The organism is Cellulomonas algicola (assembly GCF_019024305.1).
GTDB classification, from domain to species: domain Bacteria; phylum Actinomycetota; class Actinomycetes; order Actinomycetales; family Cellulomonadaceae; genus Cellulomonas; species Cellulomonas algicola.
Map to the genome: position 1 here is coordinate 61,441 of NZ_JAHKSJ010000006.1, position 14,520 is coordinate 75,960.

17 protein-coding genes and 1 tRNA gene are annotated in these 14,520 nt (G+C 75.1%); 5 read left to right on the forward strand and 13 right to left on the reverse strand.

The features are described 5' to 3' along the window. Window positions 1-109: 109 nt before the first annotated feature. Window positions 110-787: a uracil-DNA glycosylase gene (locus KOV94_RS04445; protein ID WP_124343643.1), complete on the forward strand. Its 678-nt coding sequence runs from the start codon at window positions 110-112 to the stop codon at window positions 785-787. 69 nt (window positions 788-856) lie between these two features. Here the strand turns inward: KOV94_RS04445 and KOV94_RS04450 are convergent, their stop codons facing one another. From KOV94_RS04450 to KOV94_RS04465, 4 genes are read right to left on the reverse strand one after another with little or no spacing between them, the layout of a single operon-like run. Further along, the gene (locus KOV94_RS04450; protein WP_218051323.1) at window positions 857-1,702 is read right to left on the reverse strand and encodes a hypothetical protein; all 846 of its coding nucleotides are present in this window, start codon (window positions 1,700-1,702) and stop codon (window positions 857-859) included. After that, the gene (locus tag KOV94_RS04455; protein ID WP_218051324.1) at window positions 1,699-2,121 is read right to left on the reverse strand and encodes a hypothetical protein; all 423 of its coding nucleotides are present in this window, start codon (window positions 2,119-2,121) and stop codon (window positions 1,699-1,701) included. Before KOV94_RS04455 ends, KOV94_RS04450 begins: the two co-directional genes overlap by 4 nt. Beyond that, the gene (locus tag KOV94_RS04460) at window positions 2,105-2,668 is read right to left on the reverse strand and encodes a signal peptidase I (RefSeq protein ID WP_218051325.1); all 564 of its coding nucleotides are present in this window, start codon (window positions 2,666-2,668) and stop codon (window positions 2,105-2,107) included. Before KOV94_RS04460 ends, KOV94_RS04455 begins: the two co-directional genes overlap by 17 nt. A gap of 25 nt (window positions 2,669-2,693) precedes the next feature. Then, the gene (locus KOV94_RS04465; protein ID WP_124341630.1) at window positions 2,694-3,125 is read right to left on the reverse strand and encodes a hypothetical protein; all 432 of its coding nucleotides are present in this window, start codon (window positions 3,123-3,125) and stop codon (window positions 2,694-2,696) included. 190 nt (window positions 3,126-3,315) lie between these two features. Here KOV94_RS04465 and KOV94_RS04470 point away from each other — a divergent pair, with 190 nt between their 5' ends. Further along, entirely contained in the window at window positions 3,316-4,128 is an 813-nt protein-coding gene (locus KOV94_RS04470; protein ID WP_124341667.1) for an SGNH/GDSL hydrolase family protein, read from the forward strand. Between the two features lie 21 nt (window positions 4,129-4,149). On the opposite strand, the gene KOV94_RS04475 is transcribed toward KOV94_RS04470, so the two are convergent. The 4 genes from KOV94_RS04475 to KOV94_RS04490 all read right to left on the reverse strand — a co-directional run bounded on the left by KOV94_RS04475 (window position 4,150) and on the right by KOV94_RS04490 (window position 7,777). Continuing rightward, entirely contained in the window at window positions 4,150-5,268 is a 1,119-nt protein-coding gene (locus KOV94_RS04475) for a hypothetical protein (RefSeq protein ID WP_218051326.1), read from the reverse strand. Window positions 5,269-5,272: 4 nt separating this feature from the next. After that, complete coding sequence (locus KOV94_RS04480; protein WP_124341632.1) at window positions 5,273-5,911, reverse strand: signal peptidase I; 639 nt, start codon at window positions 5,909-5,911, stop codon at window positions 5,273-5,275. Between the two features lie 5 nt (window positions 5,912-5,916). Next, window positions 5,917-6,342 carry a hypothetical protein gene (locus KOV94_RS04485; protein WP_218051327.1) on the reverse strand — a complete coding sequence of 142 codons (426 nt, stop codon included), beginning with the start codon at window positions 6,340-6,342 and terminating at the stop codon, window positions 5,917-5,919. A 226-nt stretch (window positions 6,343-6,568) separates the two neighbouring features. Further along, window positions 6,569-7,777 carry a sensor histidine kinase gene (locus KOV94_RS04490; protein WP_124341634.1) on the reverse strand — a complete coding sequence of 403 codons (1,209 nt, stop codon included), beginning with the start codon at window positions 7,775-7,777 and terminating at the stop codon, window positions 6,569-6,571. A gap of 117 nt (window positions 7,778-7,894) precedes the next feature. On the opposite strand from KOV94_RS04490, the gene KOV94_RS04495 reads away from it, so the two are divergent. The 3 genes from KOV94_RS04495 to KOV94_RS04505 all read left to right on the forward strand — a co-directional run bounded on the left by KOV94_RS04495 (window position 7,895) and on the right by KOV94_RS04505 (window position 10,086). After that, entirely contained in the window at window positions 7,895-8,563 is a 669-nt protein-coding gene (locus KOV94_RS04495; RefSeq protein ID WP_124341635.1) for a response regulator transcription factor, read from the forward strand. Window positions 8,564-8,686: 123 nt separating this feature from the next. After that, the gene (locus tag KOV94_RS04500; RefSeq protein ID WP_124341636.1) at window positions 8,687-8,914 is read left to right on the forward strand and encodes a hypothetical protein; all 228 of its coding nucleotides are present in this window, start codon (window positions 8,687-8,689) and stop codon (window positions 8,912-8,914) included. Window positions 8,915-9,039: 125 nt separating this feature from the next. Further along, window positions 9,040-10,086 carry a LacI family DNA-binding transcriptional regulator gene (locus KOV94_RS04505; protein ID WP_235843267.1) on the forward strand — a complete coding sequence of 349 codons (1,047 nt, stop codon included), beginning with the start codon at window positions 9,040-9,042 and terminating at the stop codon, window positions 10,084-10,086. 51 nt (window positions 10,087-10,137) lie between these two features. On the opposite strand, the gene KOV94_RS04510 is transcribed toward KOV94_RS04505, so the two are convergent. From KOV94_RS04510 to KOV94_RS04530, 5 genes are all read right to left on the reverse strand, one after another. Continuing rightward, complete coding sequence (locus KOV94_RS04510) at window positions 10,138-10,725, reverse strand: NADPH-dependent FMN reductase (protein ID WP_218051328.1); 588 nt, start codon at window positions 10,723-10,725, stop codon at window positions 10,138-10,140. A gap of 108 nt (window positions 10,726-10,833) precedes the next feature. Further along, window positions 10,834-10,910, reverse strand: a tRNA-Thr gene (locus tag KOV94_RS04515). Between the two features lie 137 nt (window positions 10,911-11,047). Continuing rightward, complete coding sequence (locus KOV94_RS04520) at window positions 11,048-11,971, reverse strand: DsbA family protein (RefSeq protein ID WP_218051329.1); 924 nt, start codon at window positions 11,969-11,971, stop codon at window positions 11,048-11,050. Between the two features lie 41 nt (window positions 11,972-12,012). Further along, entirely contained in the window at window positions 12,013-12,504 is a 492-nt protein-coding gene (locus KOV94_RS04525; RefSeq protein ID WP_200829627.1) for a hypothetical protein, read from the reverse strand. Window positions 12,505-12,615: 111 nt separating this feature from the next. Continuing rightward, entirely contained in the window at window positions 12,616-14,418 is a 1,803-nt protein-coding gene (locus KOV94_RS04530) for a serine/threonine-protein kinase (RefSeq protein ID WP_218051330.1), read from the reverse strand. Window positions 14,419-14,520: the final 102 nt, after the last annotated feature.

Consider the following 14,520-nt stretch of genomic DNA (forward strand, 5'->3'; position numbering starts at 1 on the left):
GGTGCAGGGCGGGTCGGTCAGCGGCCATCGTAGGTGCGAACCACACCGGTGTCATTCCGCCTCACCGCCCGTCACCGGGTCGGGTGGCCGACCGGGTAGCCTCGCCCGCGTGAACCCGGCTCCCCTCGCGTCGCTCGTCGCACCGGACTGGGCGCAGGCGCTCGCACCGGTCGAGCCGCAGATCCGGGCGGCGGGGCAGTTCCTGCGCGACGAGGTGGCCGCGGGCCACGGGTACCTGCCCGCGGGCGAGTCCGTGCTGCGGGCGTTCACCCGCCCGCTCGCGGAGGTCCGCGTGCTCGTCGTCGGGCAGGACCCCTACCCCACGCCCGGCCACCCCATGGGTCTGTCGTTCTCGGTGCAGGCGGACGTGCGGCCCCTGCCGCGCTCGCTCGACAACATCTTCAAGGAGCTCGTCGCCGACCTCGACGTGCCGCGGCCGACGACGGGCGACCTGTCGCCGTGGGCCGACCAGGGCGTGATGCTGCTCAACAGGGTCCTGACGGTCCGGCCGGGTGCGCCCGCGTCGCACCGGGGGCGCGGCTGGGAGGCGGTCACCGACCGGGCGATCGCGGCGCTCGTCGAGCGTGGCGGCCCGCTCGTCGCGGTCCTCTGGGGGCGCGACGCGCAGTCGCTGCGTCCGGCCCTCGGGTCCGTGCCGCGGGTCGAGTCGGTGCACCCGTCGCCCCTGTCGGCGAGCCGCGGGTTCTTCGGGTCGCGCCCGTTCTCGACCGTCAACCGCCTGCTCGCGGAGCAGGGCGCGCCGCCCGTCGACTGGCGCCTGCCCTGACGCCTCGCCCGGGCGCGACGGCCCCGCCCTCCGGGCTCCCGGCTGCCACGACGGCCGCGGGACCCCGGCTCAGGGCAGGCACAGGGGCGGCATCCCGCCCTGGGTCGTCAACCGGACCTGCACCTCGGGCGTCGCTCCGATGTTGGCCGGGAGCTTGCCGCGGATCGTCGGCAGGTCGGCGCACCGCGACGTCAGCTGCGCCGAGTTGTTGACCTGGACCACGGTCGCCGCGGACCAGACCCACCCGCTCGGCACGGCGCGGTCGGGCACCGTGATCTCGAACTCGACGTGCTCGCCCTGCTGGATGCCCGGCGCGGAGAAGTAGACGGTCCAGTACGCGTTGCCCGTCCAGAAGCTCGGCGCACCCGTGCCGGTCACGGTGCACGGCGTGGTGCTCGCGCTGCCGTCGGCCTTCACGACCCGGCACGAGTCCGGCGCCGGGCCCGGGACGCGCCACGTCGCGGGGACGGCGAACCCGCCCACGAGGACGCGCACGCGCGTGACGGCGGTCGGTGTCGGCGATCCCGTGAGGGGGTACGTCTGCGTCGCGCCGGTGAGCGTGCCCTGCGCGGTCCCGACGACGCCCGAGGCGCCGAACAGGGTCACGTCGACCGGCCGCCCCGCGCACGCAGCCTGGTCGGCGGCGGTGAGGCCGTCGAGCCGGAGGGCGGTGGGCGCGGTGGTCGTGGTCGGGACGACCTGCACGGCCGTCGCGGTGCACGCGGTGCGCGTGACGATCGCGGCCGGCTCGGCGCGCACGTCGAGGCGCGACGCGCTCGCGGTCGCGACCGGGGTGGCGACGACGAGGGCGACGAGCGCGGCCAGGGCGGCGATCCCGCGGCGGCGGTCGCGGCGGCGCGTGGAGCCGGCACGGCGGTCGCGGTGCCGGGTGCGGGCGGTGGAGGTGGCGCTCATGACAGCGTCACCACGAGGGAGCGGACCGCCGTCGCGGTCACGGGGGCGAACCCGCCGAGGCGCACCGTGGTCGCGCCGGCAGGGAGCGGACCGCTCGCGGACAGCAGCAGGGAGCCGGCGGCGTCGTGCCCGGTGACGGCGACGGTGCGGCCGGCGCAGGCGGTCGCGTCCACGTCGAGGACGTCGACGGCGGCGACGCGGTCGGTGTCGACACCGCCGACCTGCTCGAACGCCAGACGGGTCGTGACGTCGACGTCGCACGGGGCGCTCGCGACCGCGGCGCCCGAGGCGACCCGGTCGTGCGCGGCGACGTCGAGGCGCGCCGCCGACGCGGACGTCAGGCCGCCCACGAGGGCGAGCCCGAGGACGACGACGCCGGTGCGGATGGCGCGGGTGCGCAGGTCAGCGGTCCGAGGCAACGGACACCTCCTGGGCGGGCTGGTCGGCGCCCTCCGGGACGGTGCGGTCACGCGCGGGCCACAGCAGCCAGCCCGCGACGACCAGCGCGAGCGCGATCCACGTCGTGGGTGCTGCGAGCACGGGCGTCACCGCGCCGAGTCCCGCCACGTGCCAGCGGACGACGCCCGCGACGTCGTCGGCCGTCGGGTGCCAGACGTCGTCCCAGCCGTTGTTGTCGCCGCGCGTCGTCCAGCCGGTCGCGGCGTCGCCCCCGACGACCCGGTGGACGACGTAGCCGTCGACGCCGTCGGGGCGGTAGACGATCACGTCGCCCACCTCCACGGCGCCGGCGCGCGCGACGACCAGGTCACCCGAGGCGAACGTGGGGTCCATCGACTCGCCGGCGACGACGACGAGCGTGGTCCCGCCGCCCCATGCCGTGGGCCACAGGAGGACGGCGACGGCGAGGACGAGGGCGGCGGGCACCCACGCCACGACCCGCCGCCAGGGCGCGCGGGTCCGCGTGGTCGCGGTCCTGGCGGCCGCGGGCGGCGTGGTCGTGGTCATGGGCTTCCTCCTCGGCGACGGGTGGTCAGGCGTTCTTCACCAGGACGACGGACACGGTGTCGAGCTCGTCGTGGCTGGTGAGCCCGCCCGCGATGGGCTGCGGGGCGGCGGGGTCGAACGCGATGCCGACGGTGTCGGACGCGCCGACGTAGACGGTGCCGCTCCAGTCGCCGAGGTCGACGCCGGGGGGCACGTCGGACAGGGCGATCGTGAGGACGACCGGCACGGCACCGGAGGCGTCCGGCGGCGTGGTGCCGTCACGCTCGGTGCTCAGGGTCGCGACGGCACCCGTCAGCCCGTCGACGTCGGTCGCGACGCCGGACGCGACGCGGTCCTCGGCACCGACGACGAGCTGCGAGGCGGACGCCGTGGCCAGGCCGGCGATGCCGATCCCGACGAGGGCGACCGCGGCGATCCGCTTGCGGTTGTCCTTCTTCTGGTTCGTCTGCGTGGTCATGGTGCACCTCCTGGTCCGCGTTTCGTCCCGGTCGGTCCGAGCCGTTGTTGCGAACCGTTCTTGTTGACGCATCCAGGGTGCGGGTCCATGCGAACGCATCGATAGGACGCTGGTCCCAGCGAATTGGACAAGCGTCCAGACAAACCCACGGCGACCAGCGATGACGCCGCACGGTGTGGATCGCGCCACAATGTCCCGCGTGAGCACCCCCGCCGACACCCCCCGCTGGAACCGCTACGTCGCGATCGGCGACTCGTTCACCGAAGGGCTCTGGGACTCCCCCGACGGCCCCGACTCGCCGACGCGCGGCTGGGCGGACGTCCTGGCCGCCCGCCTCTCGCAGCGTCGCACCGCCGCAGGCGAGACCCCGCTCGAGTACGCCAACCTGGCGATCCGCGGCCGGCTGCTGCGGCCGATCCTCGTCGAGCAGGTGCCCGCGGCCCTCGCGATGAAGCCCGACCTGGTCAGCCTGGTGGGTGGCGGGAACGACATCCTGCGCCCCGCCGCGGACGTCGACCGGCTGGCCCGGCTGCTCGAGCAGGCCGTCGTGCGGCTGCGCGAGGCCGGCGTCGACGTGCTGCTCGGCACGGGTGTCGACGCCTCCGACAGCCCGCTCGTGCGGGCGACCCGCACGCGCGTCGGCATCTACAACGCGCACATCTGGTCGATCGCCCGCCGGCACGACGCGCACGTCGTCGACCTGTGGGGCATGCGCAGCCTGCGCGACTGGCGGATGTGGGCCGACGACCGGATCCACCTGACGTCCGACGGGCACGCGCGCGTCGCGCAGGCCGCGCTCGTCGGCCTCGGGCTCGAGCCCGACGAGCCGCGCTGGGACGACCCGCTCGCGCCGCTGCCCCCCACGCCCCGGCTCGAGCAGCTCCGCGGCGACGCGCAGTGGCTCCGCGAGCACGTCTACCCGTGGGCGACGCGTCGCCTGCGCGGGCGCTCCTCGGGCGACACGCGCGTGCCGAAGCGCCCGGTCCTCACGCCGCTCGACTAGCGGGTCACCGGCGCGTCCCCGTCAGCGGTCGACGACGCAGGTGGAGAACGAGAAGCTCTGCGTCCCGACGATGTTCGACGCCGTCCGCGAGGTGGTCTGGAAGACGTAGGGACCGCTGAGCGACGGCACGACCGTCCGGTCCAGGCGCCACTCGTCGCCGCCGTACCGCCAGGCGTCGGGCGACCCGCCCGCCGACCGGAGCCGCGCCACGGCCGCGGTCATGTCGACCGGCGTCTGCCACGCCACGTAGAACGGCGACGTGCCGTTGCCGGTGACGGTCGTGACCACGCACGCCTCACGGTCGGTCCACGTGCCCTGCGCGGACGACACCGTGTAGGCGGACGGGGTCACGACGGCGCCGGGCAGCGAGTAGTTGCACACGGTGACCGTGCGCACCTGGCCGGCGACGACCGTGTCGTACGGCTGCCAGACGTCGGTCCGGCCCGAGACCTTGATCAGCCCCGCGCTCGTCGGCGCACCCAGCTGGTACTTCCACGACTCGTCGCCCTGCAGCGAGTACCCCGTGCGCGCGCCGTTGAACGGCGCCTGCGTGGTGTCGATGTACGCGGACCAGACGATCGGCGTGGTCGACCGCGTCGTGACGCGGATCGTGAAGCACGCCTGCTGCCCGCTCGTCGCGTTGGTGAGGTCCCACGTCACGGTCGTGTCGAACGCCGAGCCGTCAGGTCCCGGGTACACGGGACCCGCGGCCGCGGGCGGGACCCAGGTCGCCGCCACGGGCCAGCCGTCGCCCGCGACGAGGACGCGCGCGGTCGTCGCGGTCGGGGCGGTGAACGGGGTGCTCGTCATGGCGGTGAACGCACCGCCCGCGAGGGGGCCCGTGGAGTCGAGCAGCACGGTCCCGGCGCTCGTGGCGAGCAGGACGCGCCCGGTGGCGCACGTCCCGCCGAGCCCGGTGACGGTGACCTGCGTGTACTGCCCGCCGACCGCGGAGCCGCTCGGGGTCACGGTCGCGGGGCCGGTGGCGCAGCGCTGCACGGCCGCGGCGTAGGGCTGCGCGGGCTTCGCGAGGGTCAGGCGGGCCGCGCTCGCCTCACCGAGCCCGAGGACGGCGACGACGAGCACGAGCACCGTGACGACCAGCCCGGCGGTGCGCGGGCGCAGCAGGGTCCGGTGCACGGCGTCAGCCGCCGGCGGGGGTGAGCGCGGGGCGCCGGGTGCCGTCGTCGTCGACGGCCGGCGTCCCGGTGGGGAGGTCGTCGGCGGCCGGGTCCGGACCGCTGGCAGGTGCGGGGGTCGGGTCGGCGTCGTCGGTGTCGTCCTCGTCGCGCGACGACGGCCAGACGAGCAGGGCGCCCGCGATGAGCAGGCACGACCCGAACACCCACGGCGACGCGACGAGCCGGCCGACGAGCCCGACCTTCGCGACGTGGAGCTGCGCGACGCCGAGGACCTGGTCGTTCGTGGGGGCGAACGGGTCGGTCCAGTCGTTGTTGTCGCCCTGGACGACCCAGCCGTTCGTGCCGTCGCCCCCGATGAGGCGGTGGATGATCCGCCCGCCGTCGAGCTCGTCGGGGCGGTAGACCACGACGTCGCCGACCTGCGGCTCGCCGCAGCGTGAGACCACGAGGTCGCCCGTCTCGTACGTCGGCTCCATCGAGTGCCCGGAGACGATCGTCAGCGTCGTGCAGCCGCCCAGGTTCGTCGGCCACAGCAGCCACGCGGCGACCGCGGCCGCGGAGTAGAGCAGGACCGACGCGACGGCACGCAGCACCCGGTGCGCGAGGTGCGCACCGGGTGCCGTCGTGACGTCGCTGGTCATCGGTCTCAGCCGTCGATGCTGACCGCGAACGAGGAGATCGTGTTGTAGTCGACGCCGGCCGGGAGTGCGAAGGCGACGAGCGTGGCCGTGGTGTGCGGCGCGGTGAGCGTCTTGGGGGTGAGCTCCGTGTACGAGCCCGACGCGGTCTTCCACGCGACGCGGATCGTCTTGCCCTGGCAGTCGGCGTCGATGTTGCTGAACTGCACCTCGGACGGCGCGAAGCCGGTGGTGCCGAGTGTCGGCGTCTTGTACTTGGCGGTGACGGCGCCCGTCGCGGCCTTCTGGCAGGTCGCGTCGACGCTCACGGTGCCCGTCGCGGCGGTGCCGTTCGAGGTGAGGTTGAGCTGCGACGCGGACGCGAGGGACAGGCCGGCGACGCCGAGGACGGCCAGGCCGACGGCCAGGCCCTTACGGGTCGAGAACTTCGCCATGGTGACTCCTGGATCGTGACGACGCGGGTCGGCGTGTCGTCGATCCGCACGGCCTCCGGTTGCGGAGCGCCGTCGCAGACGCTACGAACCTCCGATCGACCGCGGTCGGGCCGGCCTGGGTGCCAGCACCTGGGCCGCCGGGAACGTCGTTTTCTTTCACCCGGAGCGGATCCGGCCGATCCTGGACGACCGTCCATGAAGCGGACAGGGCCGGTGTGACCTGCGCCTACGGCCGAACGGGTGACGCCTTGTGGCCGCCGGTGCCGAGCGGGATGCGCGCGACGAGCCGTGCGCCGCGACCGGCCCCCGGCTCGAGCGCGACGGAGCCGCCGACGAACGTCAGGCGCTGGCGCATCCGGGCAGTCCCCGACGCGACGCCCGCGGTCCCCTCGTCGTAGAGCGCGCCGTCGTTCTCGACCGCGACGACGAGCACGCCGTCCTGCACGTCGACCGACGCCGTGATCGACGTCGCCGGCCCGTGCTTGAGCGAGTTCGTCACGCCCTCCTCGACGACCCGCACCGCGAGGAGCCGCTCGGGCACCGTGAGCCGCGGGTGCGCCGGGTCGTCGTAGGCGCGCACGGCGTCGGTCACGTCGAGGCGGGTCGCGATGCTCGCGGGGAGCCGCCCGAGCAGCGCGCGCACCGCGGGCACGAGGCCGAGCTCGAGCCGGTCCGGGTACAGCAGCCGGCTCATCTCGCGCACGTCGGCCGCGCGGGCCTGCTCGAGCTCGCCCCGGATCCAGTGCAGGTCGTCGAGGTCGCCCGGGTCGAGCGGGCCCTGCTCAGCGTGCGCCGCGATCTGGTCGAGCCGCGCCTCGACGAGCACGAGCTTGTTCTGCAGCGTGCCGTGCAGCCCTTCCGCGACCTCCCGCCGGACGCGGATCTCCTCCTGCTCGAGCGCCCGGACGGCGTTCTCGACGAGGACCGCCTCACGCTCGGCACCGCGGATCTGCGCACGCAGGCGGCGCCTCGCGACGAGCCCCCACATGCCGATCGCGCCCGAGATCACCCCGATGACCAGCCCCGAGAACAGCTCGGCCTCGACCACCTCGCGCGTCGGGTCCTCGTAGACGCCCAGCAGCTGCTGCGCGCCGATGCGCAGGACCGCGCACGCGGTCGCGGCGAACAGCAGCGAGACGGCCATGTGCCAGATGCGCGTCGCCCGGTGCGCGTTGACGACGGCGAGGACCGCGACGAGGCCGACGACGGCGGCGAAGTTGGCGCCGAGCCGGCTCCAGACGCTGACCGACTGCCAGTCCTCGACGACGCGGCTGTAGATGTACGTCGTCTGGAGGGCCGCGCCGACCGCGTAGCCGGTCGCGACGATGCCGCTCGCCCGCAGCAGCCCGACGCGGTCGCTGCGCAGGTCGCGGGCGCGGCGGGCGACGAGGGCGGCCGACTCGTCGTCGGCGGACGTGCTGCGGGTGGTGGGCATCGTTCGTCCCTGCGGGCCGTGCGGGTGCACCGGACGGGTGCTCGTGCGCGTGGCGTCGGTCACGTCAGACGCTCCGGGTGACTGACGCGTGGCGCGGCGACGACGATACTTGCCCCGATGAACGCTGCCGCGAACGGCCCGGTGCGCGTCGCCGTGGTCGAGGACCAACCACTCTTCCGCTCCATGCTCGAGCGGATGCTCGACGACACCGACGGCCTGCAGGTCGTGGTGGCCACGGGCACGGTGACCGAGGCGACACGCCTGCTCCCGCCCGGCGCGGTGGACGTCGTCGTGCTCGACGTGGACCTGCCGGACGGCAACGGGATCGCCCTGGGTGTCACCCTGCGGCGCCGTCAGCCCGCGCTCGGGGTGCTCCTGCTGTCGGCGCACGACGCGATGGACCTGCTGCTCGACCTGCCGCCCGACGTCGCCGCCGGCTGGGGCTACCTGTCGAAGACGTCGTCGACGAGCGAGGAGGTGCTCGTCTCGGCGGTGCGCGCGGCGGCGGTCGGCGAGACGGTGCTCGACCCGGCGCTGCTCGCCCGGATGGCGCCGCGCGCGGGGTCGGCGGTGTCGCGCCTGACGGACCGCCAGTACGAGGTGCTGCGGCTGCTCGCCGAGGGCCTGTCGAACGCGGGCATCGGCGCGCGACTGGGGATCACGGAGAAGTCGGTGCAGAACCACGTCAACGCGCTGTACGCGACGCTCGGCATCGACACCGACCCGAGTCGGAACCCGCGGGTGAGCGCGGCGCTGCGCCTGCTCGCGGAGACGGGTCCCGTCTAGCCCGTCCGGTCCGTCTGCCCTGGTCAGCGGCATTCTTCGGCAATCGCTTGACCGGTACAGTCCCGGATCTACTGTACCGGTATAGCGATCTGTAGCGGTACAGATCGGAAGGGAGAAGGACCCGTGCTCGACCAGTCGATCGGCCTGCTGCTCGCCCGTGACGCGTCCGTCCTCGAGTCGCACAGCGCCCGCCCCTGGGCCCCCGTGGCCGAGGAGCGTCCCGCCCGCGAGCCGCAGCCGCACCGTCCGCGCGTCCCGCGCACCCGTCGCGCCCTCGCCCGGGGCCTGCACCGCGTCGCCGACGCCGTGCAGCCGGCCTGCACCTTCGAAGCCGGCCACCCCGCGCGATGACCGCGACACCCGCCCCGCTCGCGGCCCCCGGGACCAGCCCGGACGCGACATCCCTCGGGCGGCGCTCCCCGGTGCCCGGCGGCACGACCTACCCTGTCCCGCATGCCGCGGAACAGGGTGGCGTCGTGCCCCGGGTGACCCTCCAGACCATCGCCGACAAGGTCGGCGTCAGCCGCATGACCGTGTCCAACGCGTTCTCGCGCCCCGACCAGCTCTCGGCCGACCTCCGGCGGACCATCCTCGACGCCGCCGCCGAGCTCGGGTACGTCGGCCCCGACCCGTCCGCGCGCGCGCTCGCGCGCGGCACCACCGGCGCGATCGGCCTGCTGCTCACCGCCTGGGTCGGCGAGGCGCTCCGCGACCCCATCGCCGCGTCGTTCTTCGGCGCGATCGCCGAGGAGCTCCAGCCCACCGGCTACGCCGTCGCGCTCCTCCCCGGCGAGAAGGCCGCGCGCGACATCCCCCTCGACGGCGCGCTCGTCTACGCGTGCGGCGGCGACTCCGCCGCGCTCGACTGGCTCGTGCGGCGCAAGCTCCCGCTCGTCTTCGTCGACCTCGACCCCATCCCGGGCCACCCGTCGATCGTGCTCGACGACCACGCCGGCAGCCGGCAGGCCGCCGAGCACGTCCTCGCGCTCGGGCACCGGCGCATCGCGTTCTTCACCATGGGCGGCCGCGAGCGCCACGGCCACCTCGCCGACGGCCGCACCGCGGGCCACGACTACGTCTCCCGCGCCCGCGTCGCCGGAGCGGTCGAGGCGCTCGACGCCGCCGGCGTCGTGCCCACCGCGTTCGAGATCGTCGACAACGTCGACCCCTACGCGCACGAGGGCGCCCGCGCGCTCCTCACCGGCCCCGACCGCCCGACCGCGGTCCTCTGCTTCTCCGACCTCATGGCCACCGCCGTCCTTGACGTCGCCGCCGAGCTCGGCCTGCGCGTCCCCGAGGACCTGTCCGTCGTCGGCTGGGACGACAGCCCGCTCGCGGCCCGCGTCCGGCCCGCGCTCACCACGCTCCGGCAGGACCTCGACGCCAAGGGCCGCGCCGCCGCGCGCACCCTGCTCGCCGCGATCGAGCGGTCCCGTGCGGGCGCACCCGTCGACGCCGTCCGCACCGAGCTGCCCGTCGAGCTCGTGGTGCGCGAGAGCACCGGCCCGGCCCCGACGGACTGACGCCGCCGGCGCCCCCCGGCCGCCGCCGGCCGCGCGGTCAGCGGCGGCCCGTCACTGCTCCCGGTCGCCGATGTGCCCCGGCGCCGTCACCGAGAGCACGCGCTGCACGAACGAGCAGTACTCCTCCATGTAGTGCCCCAGGAACTGCTCGAGCGACGAGTCCGCGACCGACCCGTCGTCGCCGAACGTCTGGTCCGTGACCTGGATGTACACCTCGGGCGAGTTCAGCTGCGGCGCGTTGAGGAAGCTCAGGACGCTGCGCATCGACGACTGCATGACGGCCGTCCCGACCGCACCGATCGACGCCCCGACGATGCCCGTCGGCTTGCGCGCGAACGAGTTGGTCCCCCACGGCCGCGACCCCCAGTCGATCGCGTTCTTCAGCGCACCGGGGATGCTGCGGTTGTACTCGGGCGACACGAACAGGATCCCGTCCGACGCCTCGATCGCCTCCTTGAGCGCGCGCGCCGGCGCCGGGTAGTCCGCGTCGTGGTCGGGGCTGTAGAGCGGGAGGTCGCCGACCGGGATCTCGGTGAACGCGAGCTCGTCGGGCGCGAGCGCGATCAGCGCCTGCGCGAGCCGGCGGTTGATCGAGCTGCTCGACAGGCTGCCGACGAAGTAGCCGATGCGGTAGGTCACGAGGGTCTCCTCTCCGCGGGCCGGCGGAGCAGGACGCGCGCACCGGCACCGGGCTTGCGGACCCGTCCGATTCTCGTGCGGCACGCCGCGTCTCGCGCGGCGGGTGCGTGGAGCCCCCTGTCGGATTCGAACCGACGACCCCCTGTTTACAAGACAGGTGCTCTGGCCGACTGAGCTAAGGAGGCGGGCGGGGACAGCGTACCGGTGCCCCCTCGCACCCCCGGCCCAGGCAGGCGGCGCACGTCGCCGGACGCGCCGACGGGCGGACCGGGAGCCCCTCGCGAGGTCCGGCCCGCCCGTCGGCGGTGCTGCGGTGCGGGCGTCAGCCCTTGGCGGCGGCGGCCTGCTCCACGGCGGCGCGCAGGGCGCCCGGCTGCTGCCAGTTGCCCTCCCACTTCACGCCGTCGATGAGGATGTACGGCGTGCCGAGGTCGGGGAACTGCTGCTGAGCAGACGCGTAGGCGGCCTTGATCCAGGGCGCGAACGTGCGCCACTCGCCGTCCTTCTCGGTCGTGTCGTCGCCGGTCCCGACCTCGTACGTGCCGGTCACGGTCGAGGTGAACGTCGCGATGACGTCGTCCGGAACGCCGACCCCGGACGCGACCTCGGCGATCTCCGCGTCCGACAGGCCGGACGTGCCCTCGGCCGGCTGCGTGCCCTCCGCGTACATCGCGGACATGAAGTCGACGAGGTGCTCGGGCGACTCGTCCGCGATCACGGCGTACGCGTTGGCGGCGCGCGTCGAGTAGAAGGTGCCCTGCGACGTGTAGTCGAGGAACGCGAGCGGGTGGAACGCGACGGTCACGCCGTCGGTCTCGGTGAGGGCCTTCACGTCCTCGCCGTTGGTCTGCTCGAACTGGCCGCAGACGGGGCACATGAAGTCGAAGTAGATCGACAGGACGGTGTCGTCGTCGCCCTGCTCGCCGACGCCGGCGGGGCTCACGGGGATGCCGCCCTCGTCGTTCGCGGGCGCGGGCGCCTCGACGTCCGCGAGCGCGGGCGCGACGACGTCGTCCCCGCCGCCGCCGAACGCGACGCTGCCGTAGGCCTCGGCGCGCTCCTTCGACTGGTTGACGATGAAGAACACGACGGCACCGAGCGCGAGCACGGCGAGCACGAGGCCGCCGATCGCGAGCATGCGGTTCCGCTTGGCCTTGCGCTCCTGCTCGGCGCGCATCTGGGCGGCCTTGGCGCGCGCCTCGTCGCGTCGGACCGCCTTGGTGGGGCGGGGTTCGTTCGTGGGCATGGGTACTCCTGGTCCGGGAAGAAGAGGGTCGTGCGGGTCGGTCAGACGGCGACGGAGACCGGTGGTCCGCGGACCGGGAGGACGGCGACGAGCAGGCGGTCCCGCAGGACCGGCGCGGCGCGGTCGACGGGTGCCGCGACGCCGACGGGCAGCTGGACGGCCGCGTCGTCGAGACGGACGACCCAGCGCCGCAGGAGGCGGGTGACCCCACGGGCGGCACGGGTGACCACGACGGACGCGCCGAGGCCGCCCGCCGCGAGCGCGAGGTGCGCGAGGACGACGGGCACGGCGACGCTGAGCAGCAGCACGGCGCCGCCGGCGGCGGGACCGAACGCGTAGGTGCCGTCGGGGCAGTCGGACGCGTCGCTCAGGAGCAGGAGCCGCACGCCCCACGGGCCGACGCCGACGGCCGACACGCACTGGTGCAGCAGCACCCGGCCGGACAGGGCGATCGCGAGCCCGAGCAGGGCGGCGAGCCCGGCGACGGCGACGAGCGCACGCGAGTCCGCGAGCGGGGCTCGTCGTGCGCGCATGCGGGACAGCGTAGGGCCACGACCTGTGCGGCAGGGCCGGGCTGGAACGGTTCGCACGTGCCGCGCGGCGCTCGCCGCGGCGTCAAGACGTCCGGGGGCGTCGCGCGCCGGTCACGGCATCGTCGGCGTGGGGAGCGGCCACCAGGTGATCGGGCGGCCGTCGAGCAGGAGGGCGACCAGCACGGCCGCCGCGGCGAGCAGCACGACGACGGCCACGAGCCCCCCGAGCCGGCCGGGGGCGACGACCGCGAGCGTCCGGCGCGCGCCCACGCGCGTCATGCTCGACAGCGGCCCCCACCACACGACGAGGACGGCCAGCAGGACCAGCGCGCCGACGACGAGCGAGGCCGTGAGCCCCTGCACGGGCAGCCCGGACGGGGAGCCGTCGATCGTCCAGCGTCCCGAGTCGAGCAACCACCAGAGCACCCCCACGACGACGACCGCGACGCTGGCGCCGACGACGAGCGACGGCACGAGCCCGGCGGTCGCGCGCAGCAGGTGCCACGGTCCGGCGGCGACGGTCACGGGGACGTCGGAGCGGCGGACGCCGGACCGCTCGCGACGGGCGTGCATCGACTCGACGGCGGTGCCGAAGGTGCGGACGACGAGCACGAGGACACCGACGACGACGAGGGTGACGACGGGGAACAGGGTGCCGGCGGCGGCCACGAGCAGCCCGGCGGCGAGCAGCGTGCCCCAGCGCCGTTCGGTGGGCGGGCGCACGTAACCCGACCCCTCGGGACCGGGCTCCTCGGACGCGTCGAGGTCGTCCTGGATCCACTCGACGCCCTCGGGGTCCTCCTCGTCGGACCAGCCGTCCTCGTCCTCCGACCAGCCGTCCCACCCGTCGTCGTCCCCGGCCACGTCGTCGGTGCCGGGCTCGAACGTCCGCGTCTTCCCGTCGTTGGCGACGAGCGTCGCCGTGCCCGCGGCAGCGGCACCGCCGGGCCGGGCGGCCGCGCCCGCGAGCAGCGCGGTGCCGGTCGCGTCGGCCGGGTCCAGCCGCGCCGTGTCCGTGGCGTCGCCCGGGCCGACGTGCGTCGTGTCGGTGAGGTCCTGCGCGTGCACGAGGGTCGTCGCGGTCGCGTCCTCGGTGACGACGTCCCCGTCGGTCGCGGCGACGGTCAGCGCGGCGACGACGTCCTCGGGGTCGGTGCGGGCGTCGGGTTCGGCGACGAGCGCCCCGCGCAGCGCGGTCGCGGTGAGCGTGCCGAGGCCGTCGAGGTCGGCGGTGCCGGACCGGGCGCGCGACAGCACGGCCTCGAGCGGGCGGGTCCCGAACGGTGCGCGCCCGGTCGCGGCGAACGCGAGGACGGCAGCCCAGCCCCAGTAGTCGCTCGCCGCGGTGGGCTCGTCGCCGTCGAGCAGCTCGGGCGCGAGGTAGCCGGGCGTGCCGATGACGAGGCCGTCCGACGTCAGCGGCGCGTCGTCGGCCGCCTGCGCGATGCCGAAGTCGATGAGCACCGGACCGTCGTCGGTCACGAGCACGTTCGCGGGCTTGAGGTCGCGGTGGACGACGCCGGCGCCGTGCACGGCCGCGAGCGCGGACCGCAGCCCCTCGGCGAGGTCGAGCAGGTCCTGCGCGTCGAGCGGGCCGCGCTCGCGCACGTGCTCCTCGAGGGTGTCGCCGTCGACGAGCTCGGTCACGAGGAACGCCTCGGTCGAGTCGGCCTCGGCGTCGAGGATCGCGGCGACGCCCGGGTGCCGGAGCTTCTGGAGCGCGCGGACCTCACGGCGCAGCCGGTCGCGGGCGACGGCGTCGGAGCCGAGCTGCGGGTGCAGCAGCTTGAGCGCGACGGCCGTGCCGCCGCCGTCGACCGCCCGGTACACGGTTCCCATGCCGCCCGAACCGAGCGGCGCGACGATGCGGTACCCCCCGATGTCCGACCCCGGCGTCAGACCGATCCGCTCCATGCCCCGCAACCTAGCCCGCGGTGCGGACGGGCGTCCCCCAACGCGCGGGTGACGTGTGACGCGCGTCGCGTCCTGCCGTGACCAGGGGCGCTCACCTGGCCC